Genomic DNA, 23054 nt, shown 5'->3' with positions numbered 1-23054 from the left:
ACGACGAACCGGAGACCGCCGTGACCGCCGTCCTCGCGCTCCGCACCCCGGCGGCAGCCCGCACGCTGCCGCCGGTGGCCCGGGCCGCCCTCCGCGTCCCGCGCGCCGCCCCGGCGTTCCTGGGTCGCTGGTCGGTGCGCCTGCTGGTGACCGCGGCGGTCCTCGCCTTCGCCGTCCTGGCCGCCGGCCCGCACCTGCTGGGCTACCGCACGATGACGATGCTGACCGCCAGCATGGCGCCGGGCATCGAGCCCGGTGACGTCGTGATCGCCACCCCGCTGGCCGTCGGCGACGTCACCGAGGGCATGGTGATCAGCTACCACATCCCCGTCGACGACCACCGCGTCGTCAGCCACCGCGTCATCGACGTCCAGCACGCTCCCGACGGCACCGTCACGGTCCAGACCAAGGGCGACGCCAACGACCACCCCGACCCCTGGACCGCCGTCCTGCAGGGCGACACCGCCCACGAGGTCCGCGCCGTCGTGCCCGAGCTCGGGCACCTCATCACCGCCCTGCGCACCCCCGCCGTCCACCACGCCCTCGCCCACGGCGTGCCGGCGGTCCTCGCCGGCTGGCTGCTGCTCAGCATCTGGCGGCCGGGGGACGAGGAGGACGGGTCGTGAGCGCCGTCCCGACCGCCCTCGTCGTCGGCGCCGACGCAGCCGGGCGCGCACCGCTCGCCGCACTGCTGCAGCTGACCGGGTGGGACGTGCGGGAGTCCGCCGGCACCCGCGAGGCGCTCGGCCTGGCCCGGCGCCTGGAGCTGGACCTGGTCGTCGTCGACCTGGACGGCCCGGCCGGCGAGGCGCCGGCCCTGCTGCGCCGGCTGCGGCTGGTCGGCTGCCGGGCCCACCTGCTCGCCGTGACCGCCGCCGGGGCCCCGGACCGGGCTGCCGCCCTCGAGGCCGGTGCCCTGGCGTGCCTGCCCCGGCCGGTGGACGCCCGCCTGCTGGTCGGCCTGCTCGCCCGCCGGGCACCCGGACCGCAGGCCCCCGCCGCCGGGGGTGCCCCCGGTGCGGACGTCGACGCCGACCTCATGGACCGGCTGCAGCAGGTGTACGCCGCCGCGCTGCCCGACCGGCTGACCGCCATCGCCGACGGCGCCCGGACCGGGGACGCCGCGGCGCTCGCCCGGGCCTCGGCGACGCTGGCCGGCACCAGCGCCCAGCTGGGCCACCCGGAGGTCGCCGCGGTCTGCCGGGCCATCGCGCAGGACGCCCGCCGCGGGGTCGTGGCGCACGAACTCGTCGTCGAGCTGCGCAGCGTCGCGGGCGGCTGAGGTCGGCCCCCCTGCAGGGGCCCGCCGCGAGCCTGCGAGTGGCGGGGGCACGGGGGTCCTGCTTCTTGCGGATCCCTCGTGGTCCGCGGGCGGGTGTCCTGCGGTCGGGCGGCCAGGCTCGCCCCTGCCGCCGGGTCGCCCCGATCCCGGCCCCCGGAGGAACCCCGATGAGCAGCAGCGACCACGCCGGCACCACCCGCTGACCCCAGCGACGACCGAGCCGATCCCCACGGAGGAGACGACATGACCGCATTCCCCCTGTCCGGCCGGCGAGTCCTGCGCGCGGCGACCGCTCCCCGCGGCCGCTGGAGCGCCCGGGCGCTGGTCGTGGTCACCGCGCTGGCCGTCACCGTCCTGAGCACCGGCGCCCCGGCCGCGAACGCCACCTTCTCCGACTCGGTGGCGCCACCGTCGATGCGCGTCGGCGCCGGCACCGTCGCGCCGGCCACCAACGTGCGGGTGGAGACCTCGTGCACCACCACGACGACGGTGATCCAGCGGACCTTCCAGACCACCGCCTCCGGCGGCCTCTGGCAGACCGGCTACCGGCAGACGTCCAGCACGGCCACCAGCACGAGCAACGTCGAGAGCGACGTCACGACGCGGACCGACGGTCCCGGCGTCAACCAGTACACGACCACCCGGACCATCAAGGACACCGAGCTGTACGCCACGGCGCGCTGGGGCCTCAGCACGTCGGCCCGGGTGACGGGGTACCGCATGACCGCGCACACGGTCTACGGCCCCGTGCTGATCGGCGAGCCCGGTCCGATCACGACGTCGATGACCCGCCGGTACGACGCCGGCGTGCTCAGCTGGAACCCCCGGCTGTCGATCGACACGCTGACCGACTACGGCTGGATCGGCACCTCGCAGTTCACCAGGCCCGTCACCTGCTGACTCAGGCGACGAGCCGGTACCCGACGCCGCGCACGGTGCGGATCGACGGCGACGAGAGCCCCGCGGCCTGCAGCTTGCGGCGCAGGTTGGACATGTGGGCCTCGACCAGGCGCACGCTGCCCTCCCAGTCGGTCTGCCAGACCTCGCGCAGCAGCGTCTCGCGCTGCAGCACCCGGCCAGGACGCGAGGCCAGCGCGGCGAGCAGGTCGAACTCGGTGCGGGTCAGGTCGACGACCACGCCGTCCACCCGCACCTCGCGGCTGTCCTCGTCGACCTCCAGCTCGGCGAGCCGGAGCACCGACTCCTCGGCCGGCGCGGGACGCGGGGCGGGGACGCGCGGACGGCGGAGCATCGCCTGCACGCGGGCGACCAGCTCGCGCGGGGAGAAGGGCTTGGCCATGTACCCGTCGGCGCCGACGGCCAGCCCGATGAGCAGGTCGACCTCCTCGGCGCGCGCGGTGAGCATGAGGACGTAGCACTCGCTCTCGGCGCGGATCTGCCGGCACACCTCGGTGCCGTCGGCGTCCGGGAGGCCCAGGTCCAGGACGACGACGTCGGGCGCCGCACGCCGGACCTCGGCCAGCGCCTCGGCACCGGACGCCACCGCGCGGACGTCCATCCCCGCCCGGCGCAGGACCGTGCAGACCAGCTCCCTGATCTCCTCGGTGTCCTCGACGACGAGCACGGACTGCTCGGACACGACGTCTCCTCCCGTTGCCCGTTCGACCGGCACCCGGCCGCGGGGGCCGGGCGTCACCTGACCGGGTGATCGGCGGAGGCCCGGGCCGTCTTGAGCGGGGTGTCCGGGCCTCACCCGGAGGGAGGAGGTGCGGCCTCGGCGTCGGCCGACAGGTCACGAGGACGCCGTGGGGCGCTCACCCCGACGGGGCGGACCGTGCGGCGCGGGCTCAACCGGGGGCGCCGAGCGGTCGAAGGAACCGGCACCTCACTCCCGAGGGAGCCGCCGGGGCCCGATGCCCCGCCCAGCCGGAGGACCGCGATGATCGGCCTCACCCGCCGCACCGGCGAGAAGTGCCGCCTGGACCCCGACCACATCGAGCGGGTCGAGGCCGGGCCGGACACCGTCGTGATCACCACCGACGGCAGCTGCTACTGCATCCGCGAGACGATCGACCAGGTCATCACGCGCATCGTCGAGTACCGCGCCGGTGACATCGCCGCCTGCTACGTGCTCGACCGCGGGGAGGACGCCGACCCGCGGGGCCTCGGCGGCTCCGGCGTCCCGCCCCAGGCGCACGCCCCCGACCCCGTGGTGCCCATCCGGCTCCCCTGACCGCGACGGCCCACCCCCCTCGGAGGAGGGACCGCGCCGGCTTGGGTTGACCACCGGCGGTCCACGGCCGATCTCCCGGCCGGAACACCGAACCAACGAGGAGACGACCGTGAGAATCACCGCCCGCGGGGTGCCCGCCTCGGACGACCAGGTCCACAGCGAGGTCGCCCAGCTGCTCGACCGACGGGCGGCGATGAAGCACCCGCCGTTCAGCCTCACCGTGTCCGACTCCGTGGCGCTCGGCATCGCGCGGATGTTCCGCAGCACGTCGCTGTCCGGCGAGGTGCTCGACCGCTTCGCCGCCGGCGTGAGCGTCGACAGCGACGAGCTGGTCGAGGCCGCGCGTTTCGAGCAGGGCTACGCCTCCCCCGAGGGCTACGCCGCGCTGCGCTGCCTGGTGCTGTGGGTGCACCACCAGGAGCACCGGCGCGACCAGCGCCGCGCGCACGCGGGCTGACCCGCGCCGCACCGGAGACGACTCGGGGCGCTTCCCCGCCGGAGGACGCCTTGGCCGACGGGGTGGAGCCGGGGGCACGGCCGTGCACCGCCACGCCGGACGTGGGACCCGGTCGACTGCACCAGGACCGGGACCGCACCACCGGCGGCCGTCGGTCGGACGACCGCCGGCCCGGGTCACAGCTTGTACAGCGGCGGGTTGGGCAGCACCGTGCGTCCGAAGGTGGAGGCGCTGACCCCCGCGAGGCAGGCGTACCAGGCGACGGCGGCGGTCACGAGGCCCAGATAGCCGCCCAGCGTGACCAGACCCTCGTTCTGCGCCACGTCCCCGATCCCCAGCACGAAGAACGTCGCGGCGAGGAGCGTGAAGAGCAGGGCCAGCACCGCGGTGGTGCGCAGGGAGGCGACCCACATGATCACCGTGAAGATGCCCCAGCCGATGAGGTACCAGCCGACCACGGTCGCCCGGTCACCGGCATCCGGGATGTCGGCTGCGTAGAAGGTGACGAACGCCCAGAACGACAGCCAGAAGGCGCCGTAGGAGGTGAAAGCGGTCGCGCCGAAGACATTGCCCTTCCGGAACTCCCACATGCCGGCGAGCACCTGGATCGCGCCCCCGTAGGCGAGTGCGACGCCGAAGACGATCGGCTCGCCAGCCGCCGGCAGCAGACCTGCGTTGAACAGGCTCAGCAGGAACGTCGTCAGCGCGAAGCAGCCGAGACCGAGCGGCGCGGGGTCGGCGATCATCCGCACGTTCTCCGAGGCGAGTTCCCTCGCCATGGCCACCCGGCCGGCGGTCGGGTCACTCAGGTCGGCGAGGAACTCGTTGCCCTCTCGTGCGGTCTTCGTACCGGCGTCGGGTGCTGCGTTGACTGCCACTGCACGACCCCCTCCTGGTCGACGACGCTGGGAACGGCTCAGCCGAACGAGAGGTCTGTGGTCTGCCGGTCCCGCTCATGCCGTCCGGCGGCGGGCCGGTCCCGGTCGTCTCGCTGCGTCGATCGGTCCACCCGGCTCCGGGTGGCCGCTCGCCTCGGCTCCACCCTCCCCACACGACAGTGATGCGGGCCACAGCGGGCCGTCAAGACGGCTCCGGCGTGTCTCGGCCCGCCTCTGCCGGAGGTCGGACCGGCCCCCCGATCGCGAGGTCGCGGTCACCGCCGCCGCCGTGCCATGACACGCCGCCCGGTGGCGCCGAGCTGATCAGGTGGGTCACGCGTCACCGCCCCGTGGCGGTGCCACCACCAGCGCGACGCCCACAGCGGTGACCCCGATCCCCACGAGCGACAGCCCGCTGACCAGCTCGCCGAAGAGCAGGTAGGCCTCGACGGCGGTGGCCACCGGCACGAGGTAGTAGAGGCTGGAGACGCCCGCGGCCGTGCCCCGGCGGAGCAGCAGGAGCAGCAGCAGGACGGCGCCGATCGACAGGACCAGCACCAGCCAGACGAACGCCGCGGTGAACTCTCCGGTCCACCGGATCGCCATGTCCTCGGTGGCCACCGCGACCGCCAGCAGCACGGCCGCGGCCGCCGCGTACTGCACCGCCGTCCCCCAGACCAGCGGGATGCGGTCGCCGTGCCGCTTCTGGTAGACGGTGCCCAGCGTTCCCGAGGCCAGTGCCACGAGGCACGCGACGAGACCGGCCACCGGGAACGGCTCGGCCGAGCCGGCGTCGGCGATGCCCGGGCCGACGACCAGCACGACGCCCGCGACGCCCAGCGCCAGCCCGAACCACTGGCGCGCCGTGGGCCGCTCGCCGAGCACCCGCGCGGCGAGGACGGCGGTGAGCACCGGTTGCAGGCTGACGATCACCGCCGACACCCCCGCGGGCACACCCAGCGAGATGCCGTAGAAGACGCCGCCCAGGTAGCCGCCGTGCAGCAGCAGCCCGGCGACCGAGGCGCGGCCGTACTGCGCGCGGGAGGCCATGCCCGCCGAGCGCAGCGCGACGGCGAGGACGCCGAGCAGGACCGCGGCGACGCCCAGGCGCAGGCTCAGGAACGTGAAGGGCTCGGCGTAGGGCAGCCCGTACTTCGCGCCGACGAAACCGGTGCTCCACAGCAGGACGAACAGCGCCGGCCCACCCAACGTCTGGACCCGCGAGCTCGTCCCCGTCACCGGCTCAGTCTGACGACGCCGAGCTGATCACCGCCTGCACGCTGCGACACCGGGTCGCCACCCCGTGCGGAGGTGGGCCGTCGCGGGACAGGAGGCGCGCCACCGCGACGGCATGGCACGGGACACGGTCCGGCTCAGCACCGGCGCCCGGCGATCCGACGAATTGGCTCTAGTAGTCGGTGAACTCGACGTAGTGCGCAGATCCGTCGAACGAGACGACCCGCCCCGGGACCCCGACGACCACGCCGTTGTCCGGCACGTCCTTCGTGACCACACAGTTCGCGCCGATCGCGACGTTGTCCCCGATCCTGACGGATCCGACGATCTTGGCTCCGGGCCCGATGTAGGTGTTGTCACCGATCGTGGGGTACCCCTGCCGGGGACCACGGTTGGCCTGCCCCAGGGTCACCTGCTGGGAGATGTTGCAGTTCTTCCCGATGACGGCCCGAGAGTTGACGACGATCCCGCCGAAGTGCCCGATGTAGAAGCCACTACCGATGGTCGTGGTGTACGGGATGTCGATGCCGTACTTGTAGCCGTAACGTCTCAGCACCAGCCTGGCCACCGGGTACACCGCGACCCTGAGCACGGGATGCGCACTCGCGTACCGACACGCCCGCATCCAGAAGACGTACTGGTAGGCACCGTCGGACCCACCGAGGAGCAGGACCCGTAGGAAGGCCGACAGGGTCGCCCGTCCGTGCAGTCTGTAGAGGTCGGACCGGACCAGGTGGGTGAACTCCGTGAGGCTCATGGACGTCCGATCATCGTGTGGGAGGCCCGGTGGAGCGCCGCGTCCGCGCCCACCCTCGCCTGCAGCGTCGTGGGCACGGTCCCGGGACCCACCGGTCGGCGGCTGTCGGGAACGCTCACTGCGCACCTCGGTAGCCCCTGATGGCGTCCATCGGTGTAATCGACGTGTCGGCGCGCCGACCGTAGAAGAACACACTGCTCGCGCCGTCCACGGTCGCGGGGGTCGACAGCAGACCATCAAGCCAGCTCAGCCAGAAGAAGGCCAACCGCACCAGCCTGCCCGCCACTTGGCTGCGGAGGAGGCCCCGGGTGAAGTAGTCGAGCGACCACCGCAGTTGGGTACCCAGGCCGGCCACGACCCCCCGCTCCACCTCGGCGAACCACCGGAACAAGTGGCGGTGGCCCGACTCGGTGAAGCGGGTGAAGTCGTAGGCGCCCTCGTGGACCTGCTGCATGAAGGGCGTGTCCGCGTACACCAGGCCCTCCGGTCCCAGCACGCGGTGGATCTCCGCGACGACGACACCCGGTTCGAGTACGTGCTCGAGGACCGCTTGCACGACGACCCCGTGGACGGAGGCGTCGGCGAGGGGGATGCGATGGGCGTCGGCGATGAACTGCACGTGTCGTGACGCGTAGATGTCGAAGGCCACGAGGTCGATCCGGTCGTCCTCGTACAGGGCGCCTGCCCCCTCGCCGACCGATCCACCGCCGATGACCAGCACCCGAGGTCGTCCGCCGCCCTCTCCCCTGACCTCGTCGGTCAGGCGTCGGAGGCAGCGTTCGGCCGTGGTGTTCCGCGGCTTGGTCAACCGGCGGACCGGCGCCAGCAGCCGTCCGCCCCGGCTGCGATCGATCACACTGGGCGCCCCAGCGCGGACCACGTGCTCGACGTCGACGACGCTGGTGTCTGCGTCGATGAGGACGGGGAGCCGGCCACTGCCGTCCACGTGGACGAAGCGTCGACCGCAGGCGCTGCACGTCAGGTCGTCAGCATCCGCGGTCAGGGGTGATCTGCACGCCGGACACGCGGCGATCTCCAGAACGGACTCCAGTGGCAAGAGCGGCACGTTCTCCCCCGTTCGGAGGGCAGCCCGGATGGCCGAGCCGCCACGGTCTCGATTGCAATAGGAGATAACACGCGTCGCACCCAACGGCCACGCGGCCACGGAGCCCCTGGGTGGTCGATGGGTGTGCGGTGCCGGGTCCGGTGCTGCCGCGACACGGCGCGGGTGCGGGGACCGGTACGTGGAGCACCTCAGCCCGTGGGGCGGCCGACCGCACCGGCACTCGGCAGCGCACCGGTGAGGCAGGGCGAGCTGCGACCAGAGACGACTCAGGCCGCCCTCCCGAGCGGGAGAGCGGCCTGAGTCGATCGGGTGGAGCTGAGGGGACTCGAACCCCTGACCCCCACACTGCCAGGCCGTCATGATTGCGTCCGTGGCGGTTCCTGATCGTTCCGCAAGTCGCTTGACCTGGCGATTCGAACGACAGCGAACAGTGGGGCACCAGCGCGAACGCCACCAACTGCAACCAGAACTGCAACCACGCCGGCGAGGCCGCTCCGGAAGCCGCGGCGCCCCGAGTGTTCCTATGGGCGGCTCAAAAGCGCCTGCCGAAGATAGTCAGTGTCTCCCTGCCGCCGCATCGGACACCTTCCACAAGAAATGGAGGTTGTCCAGTCGTGAGTCACGTTGATCTTTGAGGTAGTCGCTGACGCCCGAGACGACTCCGCCCGCAGCTATGACGAGGCCAGGGACAACGATGGGCGCGAAGGTCATGAGGCCTACAGTCGTAACCAGGCCGCCAGCCAGCAGCGTCGCTTCCGACCGCAGACCGAATAGGCGACGCGACGCGCTCATGCGCCGTCGCAGGTCTGCTAGTGCAGGATTGACAAAGTCCTGAACCACAGAATCTGCAACGCCCTCCACATCCTCAGAAGGCAAGGCCTTGACTCGCTCTTCGATAGCCTTCTTCAGTGCTGCGCGGAAGACTTGAAATTCCGCCTCACCCTCTTTTCGTAATACGAGGAGCTCTTTGGCGGTTAGCCCTCGTATTACTGGAAGCTCGATATTGAACGCCACGTCCGCTGGTGTTACGGAGCTCGAGGAGGGGGTTAGGACCTTGCTGTTGACGGAGGTCAACTGGCCAAGAGACGCCTTCGCGTCTCGCGCCAGTTTGGCATCGCGTATGAGCCTTGCTGTCAACCCCCTAGCCTGCCTGCCCGCGATGTCGCGAGCAAGTGCGGCGCGACTCATCCTCTTTTCCACGCGCCCAGTTGCAATGAATGTTAGGGCCGGATGCTTGAACGCATATGTCTGGCCCGTCCGAGCCTCTTTCAGGCGCAGGTCGTAGCCGACGCTCAATTCTCGCTCCAGTTGTTCTGCAGCGAGTACGGCCGAAGTAAGACCCGCTTCATGAGAGTGCTTGTCCAAGTGATGCACGCACATGCGAGAAGGGCGTTGGAAATAGAACATATCCTCAGCACCCACGTCACGAATGTAGAGGGCTACAGAAATGTGATGATACAGGCGATTCGCCGCATCCGTACGCGTCGGCTCGATCTCCCGGATGCCCATGGCGCGCTTCGGGTCGAGTCCGGTCACTATGACACGATCAAAGTAGTGCCAAGTATTGAAGACGAGCTGATCGACTGTGCTCATCAGGCATTGCGGAGAGGAGCACGACTGTATGCCCTCCAGGGATAAGGCCCCGCCAGCGATGAGCGAGTTCGTGCGACGTTCCGGCGTCAATTCCTGCGTCTGAGCATCTTCCGCGGCCATCAAGAATCTCTGCATACCCTCGCGAGTACGCAGCACTCCACGAGCTATCTCTGCATCACCAACGCCCTCACTGTCGAGCCAGTCTAAGAGCCAGTACTGAGCCACGCTCACCTCTGTTGGTTCGACGCGAGAAGGTCGCCCGTGGCGACCCGCATAGTCATGCTTTCGCTATTCTATCGGCGGGCCGATGGAGCGGCGGCATTCAACGGCGTGTCGCGAGCACAGGCCGGTGAATAGCTGAGCTGCAGGCGGGCGTCAGCGCTGGCGGGCGAAGCCCGTCCTGCAGTGGTTCTGCAGTTGGGTCAGGCGACCGGGTCGAGGACCACGGTGTGGCCGAGCCGTTCGAGTTGGGCGATCAGCCGACGGGTGTGGGCCTCGTCGTTGCGGCGGGCCAGCCAGTCCGCGCCCAGGTCGGCGTAGAGCTCGTCGCGGATGAGCATCCATAGGCCAAGACCAGGATCGAGTGCGCGACGGGACCTGGGCCGGGGCCCTGCCGTGGCGGCGGCGAGCCGGGCGTGCTGGACAGACAGGTAATTGGCGCCCTTCATCCGCCCGACCGAGCCGACGGCCCCCACCAGCATCGCGGTCAGCCACTTGTTGCCCGGCCGGGCGCCCACCGTGGTGCGTCTGCCGGCCGACTCGAGCGCGTCGGGTGCCAGCCCTGCCCAGGCGGCCAGATGCGCCGCGGAGTGAAACCGGGACATGTCCCGGCCGGTCTCGGCCAGGATCACCTGGGCGACCTTCGGCCCGACTCCGAAAATCGTCTGCAACAGCTCCAGCTGACGCGCCGAGGGCCGGCAGGCCTCGGCGATAACCGCGTCGAGTTCGGCCAGCGCGGCCTCGGCCAGCTCCAAACGGTGCAGCATGGAGCGGGCCAGCTGCGCGTGGCCGGCGTCGAAGCGCCCGGTCAGCGCCTCGATCAGGGCCGGAATCTTGCGCCGCATCCAGGTTGGGCCAGCTCGGCGAGCACCCGCGGATCCCGCTCACCGGCGATTAGCGCGCCCGGCATTGCCCGCGCCGAGACGGTGGTGACGCTGGAGGCCACCGCCGAGAGCTTGATGCTGGCGTCCTCCAGCATCCGCTATAGCTGAGTCGCCTCCCGGGTGCGATCGCCCATCAGCTGCACCCGATAGCGGGTCAGCATCCGCAAGCCGACGAATGTCGGCCGGCGGCACGAAGAGGGCCGCACCAGGCCGTGCTCGAGCAGCTGCGCGATCCACTCCGCGTCGCGCACGTCGGTCTTGCGGCCGGGGACGGCTTTGGTGTGCGCGGAGCCCCGCAGTCAGACCTCCAGCACCTCCTCCAGGCAGTAGAACGGCGCCTTCCAGTAGGTCGACTCCATCGCCGCGATCGTCGCGCCCTGGCCAGCACCCAGTCGCGCATCACTTCCAACGACCGGGTCGTCGTGGCGAACGAGCGCGTTTCAGCCCGCCGCCCGCGCGCCCCGGGCGTGCGCACGGAGACCCTCTCAGCGGGCTCTCCCGCGCCACTGTGTCACGACGTCGCCGGGCGACCGGAGCAATCTTATCCGCACGAGCAGCGATCAAGTATCCGCACGAGCAGCGATCAAGATCGCAAGCCGTCACGCGTCTTGCATCTCGGGCTCGGAACTCGTGGTGACGGGTTACCGGAGAAACGCCTGCACACTCAGGGACATGGGAACCAGCGGCGCTCCCGAGTACCGGGCCCGACGGCGGGCGCGCGAGCAACAACGCCGCAAGCGCCGGCAGCAATCGCCGGAAGAAGGCCCCCGTCCGGGCCAGGCCAGTCCTGCGGCGGACGGGCCCGAACGACGGACCGCCGCGACCACGTGCGGATGGTGCAGTGGGCCGATCACCCCGCGAAACCGCGGTCCGATCCCGAAGTGGTGTTCGGCCACCTGCCGACATCGAGCCTGGGAGCAGAGCCGCGCGGCGACCTCGGGCCGGATGGCAGTGCAGGTGGTCGAGCGGCGGGTCGAGATCCGTGTACCTCTCGAGCCGACCCGCCAGGACTGGCCGAGGTTGCTCGGCGAGCTCGCCGGTCAACTGGACGACGGCCGCGTCTACGACCGAGACCTGCCCGCCCTCGGCCGGGCACTGAACCCGGTCCTGCAGTCCTACCGGCGGCGGGCCCGCGGGAGCGGCGCACCCGACCTCCCCTGACTGCCCAGAGCCGGAGCTGCCGTACTGCTCCTGTGGGGGCGCAGGCGTCGACGGTGACGTCGGGACAGTTGTCGTGGAGCGGGAAGCCAACGGGGGTGACGTAGGGACGGGGCGGTGACGACCCAACCGGCCCGATGTCACCCCGGCCGGCGCGTCACTGGCCGTCGCGGGCGACGTGGCTCCCGGCCCTGTTGGACGGCAGGGCCCCTCTGCCTGAGCAGCACGCCCCGCCAGGAGGCGCACCGATCCCCTGCGAGCAGCAACGCGCTCCGGTGACGCTCACGCGGCATGCCGCTCGGCAGCTGACCGCACCTCTGTCACCCCCGTCGTCGGCTACTCGTTACAACGGATTACACCGTCCTGGGTGCATAAGGTGTGTCGGCTCGTGATCTTGTCGGGTCGGGCAGCTGAGAAGGGAGCGGAAGAAGGGGTCGCAGGCGAGGCTCGACCGCGCAGCCGAGCGTCGACGGTGCGGTGCGGAGGTCCAGGGCAGGTTTCAAATTGCGCTGCCGCGGAGGCGACTTCGCCGAGGACGTTCCAGCACCCGTAGACCAGGACATGTCCGAGCTGCCCGACCGGTCGTCGTCGCTAGCGGGACCCGTGGAGGCCGGACACAATCCGCTGGTCCCGAACGAGCGCGGTTGTGCCGCTATTGGAGACGGCGGATACGCAGCAGGCCGCGCTGCGCGACGGTGACCGTGCCAGCCAGCATGGACAGGTCGTGACCGGCGACCACCTCCGTGAGCGCAGCGGCCACTGCGGGCGCCGACTGATCAAGTGGCCGCAGTACGAGGATCCCGGCGTGGCTGCCCGGCGGGTACGCCCGGATGTCGCCCAGTCCACGATCCAACGTGATCAGCAGTCGTCCGGTGGCGGCTGCAGCGGTCACGACCTGCGGATCAGTGGCACCTGCGAGGTCCTCGTCGACGACGGTGTCGACATCGTGTCCGGCGGCGATGAGCACCTGGCGAGCTGAACGAGGGATGTTCTCGTCGAGCTTGACCTTCACTCGGGGCCCAGCGGGACCAGTTCCTCACGGGCCAGCAGCGCCCCGTAGGCGGCAGCGGCCTGCACGCCTTCGGAGGTCAGGGTTGGGTACTCCTCGACGATCTGTTCAGCGCTCATCCCGGCGGCAAGGCAGTCGAGCACCACGCTGACCGGCACGCGGGTGCCGGCGATCACCGCCTGGCCGCTCAGCACGGCCGGATCGGTGGCGATCAACCCCAGCCGGTCGGAACTCATGCGCCCAGTGTGCCCGTGCTCGCCAACCAGGCCCAGCATGCTGAGCCCTCGACCGTGCGGACCTCGTCGAGCCGGACCCTCCATGCCTGCGCTGCGCTCGGTGACCGGCCGAACGCCTGCGCTCGCATGACACCGCCCGAGCCCCTCGACGTACCGGAGGAAAACCGGAGACACGCCGGAGCCCGCCGGGAGGACGAGGGACTCGAAGGACGCCGCCCCTCGGTGATCGAGGCCCTTGACTGCCGGAGAACCGGAGAAAAACAGGAACTTCGCCGCGCAGCGTCACCAATCGGCCGGAAATGGCGCCTTCTCAGGTGGGCTGCCGCGCCGAACGCCGGCGCACGAGGCCGGCCGACGAGGAGGGCGACATGGGCGACGCGCAGCGACCTCGGGAGCCGGTGTCCAGCGACCCGCTGCTGCTCACACCCGAGGAGGCCGCCGAGGTGCTCCGCGTCGGCCGCACCACGATCTACGCCCTCATGAAAGCCGGCGAGCTGCACGCAGTGCACATCGGCCGCAGCTGCCGGATCTCCCACGCCGAGCTCGAGCGCTACGTCCACCGCCTGGAAGCCCCCCGTGCGCCGCGACGGACCCGGGCTACCACGGACCAGCGGCAACTCTTCGAGCTCGGCCCGGAGTCCCCAGACGCGGCGTGACTCCACAGGGCTCCTGCCCGCAGCCGAGCGCTCGGCCAGACTGGACCTCCAGCCCACGACCCAGGGGTGACCGATGTCGGGACGTGCCTCGAACGGCGAGTCGACGATCTACAAGGGCGCCGACGGCCGCTGGCACGGCTACGTCTCCGTCGGGTTCACGCTCGACGGCAGGCTCGACCGCCGCCACGTCAGCAGCAAGAGCCGCGGCGTCGTGGTCGCGAAGGTCCGAGAGCTCGAACGCCAGCGCGACACCGGGACGGTCAGCGAGACGTCGACCCCGACCGTCGCCTGGTGGCTCGAGCACTGGCTGACCACGATCGCCCCGCGCCGCGTGCGCCAGCGCACGCTGGAGAGCTACGAGTCCGCTGTCCGCAAGCACCTGATCCCCGGCATCGGCCGCCACCGGATGGACCGGCTGCGGCCCGAACACCTGGACCAGCTCTACACCGCCCTGCTGGACGACGGCTACTCCCCCGCCTCCGTGCTGCGCCACCACCGCATCCTGTCCCGGGCCCTCACCGTCGCCGTCCAGCGCGGACACGTCCCCCGCAACGTCGCTGCCATCGTCGACCCGCCCGCCCAGCGCCCGAGCGACATCGCCACCGCCCTCGACCTCGGAGAGGCCCGCGCCGTCCTGCAAGCCGCAGCCGGCGTCCGCAACTCCGCTCGCTGGACCGTCGCCCTCGCCCTCGGCTTGCGCCAGTCCGAGGCGCTGGCGCTGCAGTGGAAGGACGTCGACCTGCTGAACAACACGCTGACGGTGCGGCGGAGCATCCACCGCGTCCGCGGCGGCGGGCTGATCTACGAGGAGCCCAAGACCCGCCGCAGCCAGCGCACACTGGCCCTGCCGCTCCCCCTGGTCGCCGAGCTGCACCGGCACAAGGCCGCGCAACTCGGCGAGCGGATGCTGGCCGGCTCCGAGTGGCACGACGAGGACCTGGTCGTCGCCCAGCCCAACGGCCGGCCGATCGACAAGGAGTCCGACTACGACGACTGGTCCCGCCTGCTGAAGGCGGCCGGTGTCCGGCACGTCCGCCTGCACGACGGCCGGCACACCGCCGCCACCCTGCTGCTGAGCGAGAACGTCCACCCGCGGGTGGTCGTGGAGCTGCTCGGCCACAGCCAGATGCGCACGACGATGGACATCTACAGCCACGTCATGCCGGCCCTCGCTCGGGAGGCGGCGGACCGGATGAGCACCCTCCTGCTGCCAGGTAAGGGTGGGCAAACTGCAACCACAATTGCAACCAGAGACGACTCAGGCCGCCCTCCCGAGCGGGAGAGCGGCCTGAGTCGATCGGGGTGGAGCTGAGGGGACTCGAACCCCTGACCCCCACACTGCCAGTGTGGTGCGCTACCAGCTGCGCCACAGCCCCGTGCCTCGACCCGGTCTGGTGCGTCCGAGCCGGGATCAACTGTACAGGGCCCGCACTGCCCCCTGACGCAGGGGGCGGGTCGCCGTGTCAGACCTCGACGCCGCGCTCCGCCAGCCACGGCACCGGGTCGATGCGCTTGCCGTTCATCCCGCCCTGGTGCACCTCGAAGTGCAGGTGCGGACCGGTCGACTGACCGCGGTTGCCCAGCAGCGCGATGGTCTCGCCGGCCTCCACGTACTGGCCCGGCTCGACGAGGATGTCCTCCATGTGGCCGTACACGGTCACGTCGCCGTTCTCGTGGAGGACGTAGACGGCCAGGCCGAAGCCGCTGGCCGACCCGGCCCGCAGGACGACGCCGTCCATGGCCGCGTACTCCGGCGTCCGCATCGGGGCGGCCAGGTCGATGCCGTAGTGGAAGGTGCCCCACCGGCCCCCGTAGCCACTGGTGAACCGGGCGCCGTCGACGGGCAGCACCGCTTTGGGCCGCGCGGCCTCCCGGGCCGCCTCGGCGGCGGCCGCCTCCGCCGCGGCGCGCTCGGCGCGCGAGGCGGCCACCTCGGCCAGCCGGGCCTGGGCCTCCGCCTCGGTGATCGAGGCCATGGGCAGCGCCTCGACCTCGTCGCCGGCGGTGGCCAGCTCCATCTGCGCGTCGAGCACCGAGTCCGGCCCGGCCGGGACGTCGGAGGCGTTCGACACGCCGGTGACGCTCGCGACCAGGCCGCCCACGACCAGCGCGGTCAGCAGCAGCGGGCCGCGACGCGGACCGGAGGCCGACCGCCGGACCGGGCGGGGAGCGGGGACCCGAGGGTCCTCGGAGCGCTGCGCGCGACGCCGACCGGCCATGCACCTACCCGTTCGTGGGGAGAACGCCCGTTGCCGAGCTCGAGGGGCTCGCCGCAGATCCAAACACTCCGTGACGGATCCGTGACCCGATGCACGGCGTGTCCTCGAGGACACGCCGTGCGTGATCCCGCACACGTCCCCCACGTCACACGGCGATCCTGTTTGGAACCGGTTCCCTGCGGCTAGATTCGCGCCCTGGCGTGAAAACACTGCGCCGCGACGCCCTGCGTTCATCGCGGCTCACGCCATCGAGTGGAAGGCCCCCGCACTGGCCGACCTCGTTGCCCGTGTAGTCATGATCATCGCCGCACCACGGGCGGCCCCCACGTCACCGGGCCGCTCAGGGACCGCCGCGAGGGGGGACGTCACCGCACGACTGCACGAGGGAGGACCGCCGCCGCATGACCACGGCAGAGCCCATGACGGGACCCGGGGCGCCGGCCCACAGCCAGGCCACGGCCACACTCCTCCCGACGGTCCACGACCCGGAGGCGCCGCAGGTCCGCCCGCTGAGCCAGGCGATGCTGCACAGCCACGACGCCCGCGTCGCCGTCCCCACGTACGACCGCGGCGCGCTCACCCCGGCCGTCGTCCACCTGAGCGTGGGCGGCTTCTCCCGGGCCCACCAGCTCATCTACTTCGACGAGCTCGCCGAGCGGCGCATCTCCACCGAGTGGGGCGTCGTCGGCGTCGGCCTCCGGCAGCGGCACCTGCAGGAGGCCCTCGCCCCGCAGGACCACCTCTACACCGTCGTCGAGCGCAGCCCGGACGGCGAGCGCGCCCGCGTCGTCGGCGTGATGGTCGACTACCTCTACGCCCCTGACGACCCCACCGCCGTCCTCGACCGGCTCAGCGACCCCCGCACCCGGCTGGTCACGCTCACCATCACCCCGGGCGGCTACCCGCTCGACCCGCAGACCCGCGCCTTCCGCGCCGACGACCCCGACGTGGTCCGCGACCTGGCGCAGCCGTCCGCGCCGGCCACCGTCTTCGGCTACCTGGTGGAGGCCCTCGACCGGCGACGGCGAGCGGGCCTGGCGCCGTTCACGGTCGTCTCCTGCGACAACCTGCACCGGAACGGCGAGGTCACCCGCGCCTCCGTCGTCGGCCTGGCCCGGCTGCGCGACGAGGTGCTCGCCCGCTGGATCGCCGACCGGGTCGCCTTCCCCAGCAGCATGGTCGACCGGATCACCCCGCAGACCCCGCCCGAGGAGCGCGCCGCCCTCGCCGCCCGCTACGGCGTCGACGACCGCTGGCCGGTCGTCACCGAACCGTTCTCCCAGTGGTTCGTCGAGGACGTCTTCAGCTCCGGACGTCCACCGCTGGACGAGGTCGGGGTCCGCTTCGTCGCGGACGTCGGCGACTACGAGCTGATGAAGACCCGGCTGCTCAACGCGAGCCACTCGGCGCTGGGCCACCTGGGCGCGCTGGCCGGGTACACCCGCATGGACGAGCTGATGGGCGACCCGGTCTTCGCCGCGTACGTCGCCCGGCTCATGGACGACGAGGTCACCCCGCTGCTGCCGCAGCCCGACGGCGTCGACCTCGCCGTCTACAAGGACACGCTGCTGCAGCGCTTCGCCAACCCGGCGATCGCCGACCGGCTGTCCCGGCTGTGCCGGCGGGGCTCGGCCAAGCTGCCGCAGCACCTGCTGCCCTCGCTGCGCCAGTCGCGGGTCGAGGGCCGGTCCGCACCGCTGCTCACCCTGGCCGTGGCCGGCTGGTGCCGGTACCTGCGCGGCACCGACGACGCCGGCCGCCCACTGCCCCTGGAGGACCCGCGCGCCGCCGAGCTGCAGGCCCTGGCGCTGCAGGGCCGCGGCGACCCGCGCCCGCTGCTCGCCGTCCGCCCGGTCTTCGGCGACCTCGGCGACGACCCGGCGTTCGTCGCCGACCTGAGCCGCGCGCTGGACCGGCTCGACCGGCTCGGCGCCCGCGCCGCGGTCGCCGCCACCCTGGCCCGATGACCGCCGTCCCACCCGGAGGTACCGCCCCGATGCCCGCCCTCCCCGAGCCGCTCGTCGCGCGGCTCGAGGCGCTCCTCTGCGACGCCGACGGCAACCTCTTCCCCTCCGAGGAGCCGGCGTTCGTCGCCTCCGCGGACGTGACCAACCGCCTCCTCGCCGACCTCGGCGTCGACCGCCGGTTCTCCCCCGAGGAGCTGCGGCTGGCCACCACGGGCATGAACTTCCGGACGACGTCGCGCCGGCTGGCCGCCGAGGCCGGGCACCCCGAGGTCGACGTCGAGCCGTGGGTGGTCGAGGAGAAGCGGGCGGTCACCGCCCACCTCGGCGCCACGCTGACCCCGCACCCGGAGACCAGCGACGCCCTCACGGCGCTGTCGGCGTACCTGCGCCTCGCCGCGGTCAGCTCCAGCGCGCTGACCCGGCTGGCCGCCTGCTTCACCGCCACCGGGCTGGACGAGCTCATCCCGCCGGCCGTGCGCTTCAGCGCCGAGGACTCGCTGCCCGTGCCCACCAGCAAGCCCGATCCGGCCGTCTACCTGCACGCCTGCAAGCAGCTGGGCATCGCGCCGGAGGCCGGGCTGGCCGTGGAGGACTCCGTCCCCGGCGCCCTGTCGGCGGTGCGGGCCGGCTGCCCCACCGTCGGCAACCTGCTGTTCGTCCCGGAGGCCGAGCGGGCAGCGCGAGGAGCAGCGCTGTTCGACGCGGGGGTGCTCACCGTGGTCGACTCCTGGCGGCAGCTGGCCGATCTGCTGCTCCCGGTGCTCACCCGCCGGGCCGCCGGAGACCTGATCTCCACGGGAGGAGTTGAGTGAACATCGTCTACGTGGCCTTCCGCGGCCACTTCTCCGACAGTCCCCGCGCGCTGTACGAGGGGCTGCTCGAGCGCGGCGTCGAGGCGACCCACACGTGGCTCTCGGCCCCGCACACCCAGGCGACCTTCCCCGACGACGTCGCCACGGTCCCCTTCGGCAGCCCGGAGTCGATCGCGGCGCTGGAGGGTGCGGACCTGGTGATCAGCAACGACCACATCCCGCTGGACTGGGAGAAGAAGCCCGGCGCCCGCTACCTGCAGACCTGGCACGGCACGCCGCTCAAGCGCATCCACAACGACGTGCGCTGGGCGCCCGAGGGCCGGCTGGCCTACCTGGAGCACGACATCGCCAGGTGGGACCTGCTGCTGTCGCCGAACGCGGCGAGCACCCCGCGCCTGCGCAACGCCTTCGGCTACCGCGGTGAGATCCACGAGACCGGCTACCCGCGCAACGACCTGCTCAGCAGCCCCCAGCGGGACGCCGTCCGGGCCGCCGTCCGCGCCGACCTCGGCATCGACGAGGGTCAGACCATCGTCCTGTACACGCCCACCTGGCGCGACGACCTGGTGTTCGAGAAGACCGGGCCGCAGGACTTCGAGTTCCCCGTCGACCTCGACGAGTTCACCGCCCGGCTGGGGAAGGACCACGTGCTGCTGCTGCGGCTGCACAACATGGTCATGGACCGGCTCGAGGTCGTCGACGGCTCGCCGGTGCACGACGTCTGCAGCCACCCTGACATCCGGGACCTGTATCTCGCCGCCGACGCCATGGTCACCGACTACTCGTCGACGATGTTCGACTTCGCCATCACCGGCCGGCCGATGCTGTTCTTCACCTACGACCTGGCCTACTTCCGCGACGAGCTGCGCGGGTTCTACTTCGACCTGGAGGACGTCGCCCCCGGGCCGATGCTGTCCACGAGCACGGAGCTGATCGACGCCATCGCCGACCTCGACGGGGTGCGCGAGCGCTACGCCACCCGCTACGCCGAGTTCCAGCAGACCTTCTGCCACCTGGAGGACGGGCACGCCACCGAGCGCGTCCTCGACCTGCTCTTCCCGCCGGCACCGGCCGCCGGGACCACCACCCGAGGAGGGGACGACCGTGCTCGCTGACCGCGCCACCACCGCCGAACCGACCGGGCCGGCGACTGCCGCCCCGGGCCTGGACGTACCCGTCCAGGTCGTCATCCTCGCCGCCGGGATGGGCACCCGGCTGGGCCGGCCCTGGCCCAAGCCGCTGACCCCGCTGCACGACGGGCGCAGCATCCTGCAGCGCCAGCTCGACGGGCTGCGCTCGGTGCTCGGCCCCTCGGTCGACATCACCGTGGTGGTCGGCTTCGAGGCCGAGCGCGTCATGCGGGCGGTCCCCGACGTGCGCTTCGTCTACAACCCCGACTACCGGGTCACCAACACCTCGCAGAGCCTGCTGCGCGCCCTGCGGAACACCGGGAACCGCGGCGTGCTGTGGCTCAACGGCGACGTCGTGTTCGACCCGGCGGTGATCGAGACCGCCCTGCCGGCGCTGCGGGCCGAGGAGAGCTTCGTCTGCGTCGACACCTCCACCGTCGCCGACGAGGAGGTCAAGTACACCGTCGACGCCGAGGGCTGGATCGAGCAGCTGTCCAAGACCGTGGTCGGCGGCCTCGGCGAGGCCGTCGGCATCAACCACGTCTGCTCCGCCGACAAGCCGGTGCTGATCGAGCACCTGGCGACCTGCGCGGAGCAGGACTACTTCGAGCGCGGCATCGAGACCGCCATCGCGTCGGCGGGGCTGCGCGTCCGGCCGCTCGACATCTCGCAGCACGCCGCCGTCGAGGTGGACTTCGAGGCCGACCTCGAGCGGGCGAACGCGCTGTTCGCCGAGCGCAGCCACCTGCAGCCGGTGACCGACGCCCCGGCCTAGTCCCGCGCGGCCGACGGGTCCCAGCCCCCGAGCAGGGACTCGTCGGCCGGGCGACGGCTCTCGCGGAACCGGCGGGTGCCGACCAGGCCCCCGACGACGCAGCCGGCACCCAGGGTGACCAGCACCGCCACCGCCGCGCGGGTCAGCAGCACCGGTCCCTCGGCCAGCACGTTCGCCGTCCACAGCACGTCGACGTCGGGCAGCCCCTGCACCAGCAGCAGCCAGCCCAGGACGACGGCCAGCAGCCCGGTCAGCCCGCCGCGGCCGCGGACGGCGGCGACCAGGCCACCGACGGCCACGGCGAGCGCGAGCAGGCCGGGCAGCAGCGCCGACACCAGCGCGCCGGCGTGCGAGGAGACGCTCGCCGCGGGCTCCGGCGTGGTCGCCGCGTGGTACACCGCAGCGGCTCCGCCGAGCACCAGCAGGAGCCCGAGCGGGCGGGGTCCCCGGCCGAGCAGCGCCGCGGTCACCGGGGCCAGGGCCAGGACGGTGTAGAGCGGCCACACCACCCAGGCCGGCGGTGGCGGGCTCCAGGTCAGCTCGCCGCGCACCTGCACCGGCGTGCCGCCGTAGGTCATCGGCACCACCCACGACGACACCACGTGCTCGCGGGTCGGGTCGGCGGCCACCGCGGGCGGCAGCAGGTCCTCGCTCATCCAGTGCGTGCGGTGGTCGTGCCAGACGTAGCTCGGCTCGGTCGACACCCGCACCCAGTCCGGCTCGGCGGCGGGGTCGGCGTGCGCGGGGAGGGTCACCCGGCCGAACCGGTCGAGGTTGATGTAGGTGGCCGGGCTGTTCGCGTTGCGCCACACGCCGTCGGGACCGATGCGCAGGTACGGCTCGTCGGAGTAGCCGGGCACCGCGACCTCGGTCGCGGTCGGGTTGACCACCTCGAACTCGTCGCCGAAGGCGAGCACCCGCACCGCCACGCCGGGCACCGCGGGGTCGACCGCCAGGACCCGTCCGTCGAAGTCGCTGCCCGCGGCACCGCCACCGACGTGCGCCTGCGCGGGCCCGGCGACCAGCAGCCCGGCCAGGGCCCCGAGGACGACGACCAGCAGGCGGGCCGCCGCCCGGCTCACGCCCCGGCCACCAGGCCGAGGTCGCCGGCGATGTCGCGGCTGGTGTTGCCCGCGTCGAAGGCGACGTGGGCGAGGTCGTCGGCGCCGTAGAGCAGCAGCAGCGAGGAGTGCAGCCGGCCGGCGTCCTCGGCCAGCGGCACGCCCGCGGCCAGCTGCGCGCGGTCGATGGCGGCCTGGTCGCCGGTCAGCCCGACGAACCGGGTCGGCAGGTCGGCGTCGAAGCGGCCCAGGTACTCGGCGAGCACCTCGGGGGTGTCGAACGCGGGGTCGGTGGTGACGAAGACCACCTGCACCTGCTCGGCCAGCGCCGGGTCGACCCCGCGCAGCGCGACGGCGACGTCGGCCATCGTCGTGGGGCAGATGTCGGGGCAGTTGGTGTAGCCGAAGAACAGCAGCGTCGGCGACCCGGCGGTCTCGGTGCCGAAGTCGTAGGGCTGCCCGTCCGGGCCGGTGAGGGTGAAGGAGGGCCGCTGGTAGGGATCGGGCAGGTCCAGCCCGGCATAGCGGTCCTCGGGGCCCTCGACCACGGCGGGCGCGCCGCCGGAGTGGTCGTGGCCCTCGGCGGACGGGGTCCCCTCGGCGGCCGCGCCCCCGCAGCCGGCCAGCAGGAGCCCGGCCGAGACGGTCAGGGCGGCCAGTCGGCTGCGGGCGCAGGACGTCACGAGGACACGGTACGACGGCCTGCGCGCCATCCCAGGACGACGCCGGCCACACCGGTGAACAGCGCCAGGATCGACAGGAGGAGCGCGAGCGCGCCCGGGCCGGCGTCGCCGTGGCCGGTGCTCGCCGCCGCGGTGTCGCCGGCCGTGTCGGTCGCGTCGTGTCCGGCGGCGGCGGTCGTGGGAGCGGTGGTGTCGGTCGTGGCCTCGGTCAGCGTGAGCACCGGGGCGGGGTGCTCCGGCTCGACCCGGCCCTCCACGGTCGGCTCGATCCACGCCGACTCGGTGCCGTCGTCGTAGGTCTGCACCGTGGGGAAGGACACCTGGTCGGCCTCGGGGAACGGCCCGCCGGAGAGGGCGAACTCCTGGAACTCGCCGGGCCGGATGCCGCCGCCGTCCGCCGCACGGAACTCCACGACCGAGACGTAGCCGGTCACCTGCTCGCCGTGGCTCTCCAACGGCGTCGCCAGGTCCGACGTCGTCGTGCTGACCGTCCAACCGGGCACCGGCTGCGCGCGCAGGGAGGCCAGCGCGGACTCCTCGGGGATCGAGATGCGCAGCGCGACGGTGCTGGCGGTGTCGCTCTCGTTCGGCACCCGGAAGGTCAGCTTGCCGAAGCCGCCGGCGGCGGCGTCGGTCGAGGAGACGCCGACGTGCGCGGAGGCGGCGCCCGCTCCGGCGAGGGCGGCGGCCAGCGCCGTCAGCAGGGCCAGCACGACGACGCCGAGCCGCCCGAGCGGTCGGGGCAGGGATGAGGACACGGTTCTCCTGTCGGTACGGGGTGG

At 72.3% G+C, this 23054-nt stretch carries 26 protein-coding genes and 1 tRNA gene; 12 read left to right on the top strand and 15 right to left on the bottom strand.

The annotated features are described in order from the left end of the window. Positions 1 to 20: 20 nt before the first annotated feature. From BLS21_RS07120 to BLS21_RS07110, 3 genes are all read left to right on the top strand, one after another. On the top strand, positions 21 to 626 hold the full coding sequence (locus BLS21_RS07120) for a signal peptidase I (RefSeq protein WP_091215709.1): 606 nt from the start codon (positions 21 to 23) through the stop codon (positions 624 to 626). After that, positions 623 to 1282, top strand: coding sequence for a response regulator (locus BLS21_RS07115; RefSeq protein WP_091215706.1), 660 nt, complete (start codon positions 623 to 625; stop codon positions 1280 to 1282). The genes BLS21_RS07120 and BLS21_RS07115 overlap by 4 nt, the downstream gene beginning before the upstream one ends. 243 nt (positions 1283 to 1525) lie before the next feature. After that, complete coding sequence (locus BLS21_RS07110; RefSeq protein WP_091215703.1) at positions 1526 to 2182, top strand: hypothetical protein; 657 nt, start codon at positions 1526 to 1528, stop codon at positions 2180 to 2182. A gap of 1 nt (position 2183) precedes the next feature. On the opposite strand, the gene BLS21_RS07105 is transcribed toward BLS21_RS07110, so the two are convergent. Beyond that, positions 2184 to 2882, bottom strand: a complete 699-nt coding sequence (locus BLS21_RS07105; protein ID WP_091215701.1) for a response regulator transcription factor — start codon at positions 2880 to 2882, stop codon at positions 2184 to 2186. 300 nt (positions 2883 to 3182) lie between these two features. On the opposite strand from BLS21_RS07105, the gene BLS21_RS07100 reads away from it, so the two are divergent. Both BLS21_RS07100 and BLS21_RS07095 read left to right on the top strand, forming a co-directional pair. Continuing rightward, positions 3183 to 3476 (top strand): flagellar FlbD family protein, encoded by a 294-nt coding sequence (locus BLS21_RS07100; protein ID WP_091215698.1) that lies wholly within the window; start codon positions 3183 to 3185, stop codon positions 3474 to 3476. Positions 3477 to 3585: 109 nt separating this feature from the next. Further along, positions 3586 to 3933, top strand: a complete 348-nt coding sequence (locus BLS21_RS07095) for a hypothetical protein (protein WP_175479473.1) — start codon at positions 3586 to 3588, stop codon at positions 3931 to 3933. A 176-nt stretch (positions 3934 to 4109) separates the two neighbouring features. Here the strand turns inward: BLS21_RS07095 and BLS21_RS07090 are convergent, their stop codons facing one another. The 7 genes from BLS21_RS07090 to BLS21_RS26425 all read right to left on the bottom strand — a co-directional run bounded on the left by BLS21_RS07090 (position 4110) and on the right by BLS21_RS26425 (position 10865). Next, entirely contained in the window at positions 4110 to 4811 is a 702-nt protein-coding gene (locus tag BLS21_RS07090) for an acetate uptake transporter (protein ID WP_245700125.1), read from the bottom strand. A 333-nt stretch (positions 4812 to 5144) separates the two neighbouring features. Next, entirely contained in the window at positions 5145 to 6050 is a 906-nt protein-coding gene (locus tag BLS21_RS07085) for a DMT family transporter (protein WP_091215696.1), read from the bottom strand. Between the two features lie 169 nt (positions 6051 to 6219). Beyond that, a complete protein-coding gene (locus BLS21_RS07080; RefSeq protein ID WP_091215693.1) occupies positions 6220 to 6804 on the bottom strand; it encodes a serine O-acetyltransferase in 585 nt (194 codons plus the stop codon). A gap of 115 nt (positions 6805 to 6919) precedes the next feature. Next, a complete protein-coding gene (locus tag BLS21_RS07075; protein ID WP_175479472.1) occupies positions 6920 to 7969 on the bottom strand; it encodes a methyltransferase domain-containing protein in 1050 nt (349 codons plus the stop codon). Between the two features lie 456 nt (positions 7970 to 8425). Continuing rightward, positions 8426 to 9688 carry a hypothetical protein gene (locus BLS21_RS24545; RefSeq protein WP_139177043.1) on the bottom strand — a complete coding sequence of 421 codons (1263 nt, stop codon included), beginning with the start codon at positions 9686 to 9688 and terminating at the stop codon, positions 8426 to 8428. Between the two features lie 197 nt (positions 9689 to 9885). Then, positions 9886 to 10527, bottom strand: a complete 642-nt coding sequence (locus BLS21_RS25530) for a transposase (protein WP_217636030.1) — start codon at positions 10525 to 10527, stop codon at positions 9886 to 9888. Positions 10528 to 10664: 137 nt separating this feature from the next. After that, complete coding sequence (locus BLS21_RS26425; RefSeq protein ID WP_425431596.1) at positions 10665 to 10865, bottom strand: IS110 family transposase; 201 nt, start codon at positions 10863 to 10865, stop codon at positions 10665 to 10667. A gap of 646 nt (positions 10866 to 11511) precedes the next feature. Here BLS21_RS26425 and BLS21_RS07065 point away from each other — a divergent pair. Then, positions 11512 to 11727, top strand: a complete 216-nt coding sequence (locus tag BLS21_RS07065) for a hypothetical protein (protein WP_091215688.1) — start codon at positions 11512 to 11514, stop codon at positions 11725 to 11727. Positions 11728 to 12376: 649 nt separating this feature from the next. Here BLS21_RS07065 and BLS21_RS07060 read toward each other — a convergent pair. Both BLS21_RS07060 and BLS21_RS07055 read right to left on the bottom strand, forming a co-directional pair. Further along, positions 12377 to 12736 (bottom strand): DUF5615 family PIN-like protein, encoded by a 360-nt coding sequence (locus BLS21_RS07060; RefSeq protein WP_091215685.1) that lies wholly within the window; start codon positions 12734 to 12736, stop codon positions 12377 to 12379. Beyond that, the gene (locus BLS21_RS07055) at positions 12733 to 12969 is read right to left on the bottom strand and encodes a DUF433 domain-containing protein (protein WP_091216457.1); all 237 of its coding nucleotides are present in this window, start codon (positions 12967 to 12969) and stop codon (positions 12733 to 12735) included. The genes BLS21_RS07060 and BLS21_RS07055 overlap by 4 nt, the downstream gene beginning before the upstream one ends. Positions 12970 to 13337: 368 nt before the next feature. Here BLS21_RS07055 and BLS21_RS07050 point away from each other — a divergent pair, with 368 nt between their 5' ends. Beyond that, positions 13338 to 13625 carry a helix-turn-helix domain-containing protein gene (locus BLS21_RS07050; protein WP_091215682.1) on the top strand — a complete coding sequence of 96 codons (288 nt, stop codon included), beginning with the start codon at positions 13338 to 13340 and terminating at the stop codon, positions 13623 to 13625. 73 nt (positions 13626 to 13698) lie between these two features. Continuing rightward, on the top strand, positions 13699 to 14937 hold the full coding sequence (locus tag BLS21_RS07045) for a tyrosine-type recombinase/integrase (RefSeq protein WP_091215680.1): 1239 nt from the start codon (positions 13699 to 13701) through the stop codon (positions 14935 to 14937). On the opposite strand, the gene BLS21_RS07040 is transcribed toward BLS21_RS07045, so the two are convergent. Both BLS21_RS07040 and BLS21_RS07035 read right to left on the bottom strand, forming a co-directional pair. Further along, positions 14929 to 15001: transfer RNA gene (locus tag BLS21_RS07040), tRNA-Ala, on the bottom strand. The genes BLS21_RS07045 and BLS21_RS07040 overlap by 9 nt on opposite strands. A gap of 87 nt (positions 15002 to 15088) precedes the next feature. Continuing rightward, on the bottom strand, positions 15089 to 15844 hold the full coding sequence (locus tag BLS21_RS07035) for a M23 family metallopeptidase (protein ID WP_091215677.1): 756 nt from the start codon (positions 15842 to 15844) through the stop codon (positions 15089 to 15091). Positions 15845 to 16245: 401 nt separating this feature from the next. Between BLS21_RS07035 and BLS21_RS07030 the strand changes: the two genes are divergently transcribed. The 4 genes from BLS21_RS07030 to BLS21_RS07015 are packed head-to-tail and all read left to right on the top strand — an operon-like array spanning position 16246 to position 20528. After that, a complete protein-coding gene (locus tag BLS21_RS07030) occupies positions 16246 to 17811 on the top strand; it encodes a mannitol dehydrogenase family protein (protein WP_091215674.1) in 1566 nt (521 codons plus the stop codon). Continuing rightward, positions 17808 to 18623 (top strand): HAD family hydrolase, encoded by an 816-nt coding sequence (locus BLS21_RS07025; protein WP_217636027.1) that lies wholly within the window; start codon positions 17808 to 17810, stop codon positions 18621 to 18623. The genes BLS21_RS07030 and BLS21_RS07025 overlap by 4 nt, the downstream gene beginning before the upstream one ends. Continuing rightward, entirely contained in the window at positions 18620 to 19738 is a 1119-nt protein-coding gene (locus tag BLS21_RS07020; protein WP_091215668.1) for a CDP-glycerol glycerophosphotransferase family protein, read from the top strand. Before BLS21_RS07025 ends, BLS21_RS07020 begins: the two co-directional genes overlap by 4 nt. Next, complete coding sequence (locus BLS21_RS07015; RefSeq protein ID WP_091215665.1) at positions 19728 to 20528, top strand: phosphocholine cytidylyltransferase family protein; 801 nt, start codon at positions 19728 to 19730, stop codon at positions 20526 to 20528. The genes BLS21_RS07020 and BLS21_RS07015 overlap by 11 nt, the downstream gene beginning before the upstream one ends. Here the strand turns inward: BLS21_RS07015 and BLS21_RS07010 are convergent. From BLS21_RS07010 to BLS21_RS07000, 3 genes are read right to left on the bottom strand one after another with little or no spacing between them, the layout of a single operon-like run. After that, positions 20525 to 21610, bottom strand: a complete 1086-nt coding sequence (locus BLS21_RS07010) for a hypothetical protein (protein WP_091215662.1) — start codon at positions 21608 to 21610, stop codon at positions 20525 to 20527. The genes BLS21_RS07015 and BLS21_RS07010 overlap by 4 nt on opposite strands. After that, positions 21607 to 22272: an SCO family protein gene (locus BLS21_RS07005; RefSeq protein ID WP_091215660.1), complete on the bottom strand. Its 666-nt coding sequence runs from the start codon at positions 22270 to 22272 to the stop codon at positions 21607 to 21609. The genes BLS21_RS07010 and BLS21_RS07005 overlap by 4 nt, the downstream gene beginning before the upstream one ends. Next, positions 22269 to 23030 (bottom strand): YcnI family protein, encoded by a 762-nt coding sequence (locus BLS21_RS07000; RefSeq protein ID WP_091215658.1) that lies wholly within the window; start codon positions 23028 to 23030, stop codon positions 22269 to 22271. The genes BLS21_RS07005 and BLS21_RS07000 overlap by 4 nt, the downstream gene beginning before the upstream one ends. Between the last annotated feature and the right edge of the window lie 24 nt (positions 23031 to 23054).

The sequence above is a fragment of the Geodermatophilus siccatus genome (genome assembly GCF_900103785.1).
GTDB lineage: Bacteria > Actinomycetota > Actinomycetes > Mycobacteriales > Geodermatophilaceae > Geodermatophilus > Geodermatophilus siccatus.
Note: the sequence above shows the minus strand (reverse complement) of the source record. Positions and strands in the feature narration are given on the sequence as shown.

What these genes read in the sequence shown, in the direction of transcription:
- BLS21_RS07110 (WP_091215703.1), top strand. Translation starts at nt 1,526, where the DNA reads ATGACCGCATTCCCCCTGTCCGGCCGGCGAGTCCTGCGCGCGGCGACC.
- BLS21_RS07100 (WP_091215698.1), top strand. Translation starts at nt 3,183, where the DNA reads ATGATCGGCCTCACCCGCCGCACCGGCGAGAAGTGCCGCCTGGACCCC.
- BLS21_RS07080 (WP_091215693.1), bottom strand. Translation starts at nt 6,804, where the DNA reads ATGAGCCTCACGGAGTTCACCCACCTGGTCCGGTCCGACCTCTACAGA.
- BLS21_RS25530 (WP_217636030.1), bottom strand. Translation starts at nt 10,527, where the DNA reads ATGCGGCGCAAGATTCCGGCCCTGATCGAGGCGCTGACCGGGCGCTTC.
- BLS21_RS07065 (WP_091215688.1), top strand. Translation starts at nt 11,512, where the DNA reads ATGGCAGTGCAGGTGGTCGAGCGGCGGGTCGAGATCCGTGTACCTCTC.
- BLS21_RS07055 (WP_091216457.1), bottom strand. Translation starts at nt 12,969, where the DNA reads ATGAGTTCCGACCGGCTGGGGTTGATCGCCACCGATCCGGCCGTGCTG.
- BLS21_RS07050 (WP_091215682.1), top strand. Translation starts at nt 13,338, where the DNA reads ATGGGCGACGCGCAGCGACCTCGGGAGCCGGTGTCCAGCGACCCGCTG.
- BLS21_RS07045 (WP_091215680.1), top strand. Translation starts at nt 13,699, where the DNA reads ATGTCGGGACGTGCCTCGAACGGCGAGTCGACGATCTACAAGGGCGCC.
- BLS21_RS07035 (WP_091215677.1), bottom strand. Translation starts at nt 15,844, where the DNA reads ATGGCCGGTCGGCGTCGCGCGCAGCGCTCCGAGGACCCTCGGGTCCCC.
- BLS21_RS07030 (WP_091215674.1), top strand. Translation starts at nt 16,246, where the DNA reads ATGACCACGGCAGAGCCCATGACGGGACCCGGGGCGCCGGCCCACAGC.
- BLS21_RS07025 (WP_217636027.1), top strand. Translation starts at nt 17,808, where the DNA reads ATGACCGCCGTCCCACCCGGAGGTACCGCCCCGATGCCCGCCCTCCCC.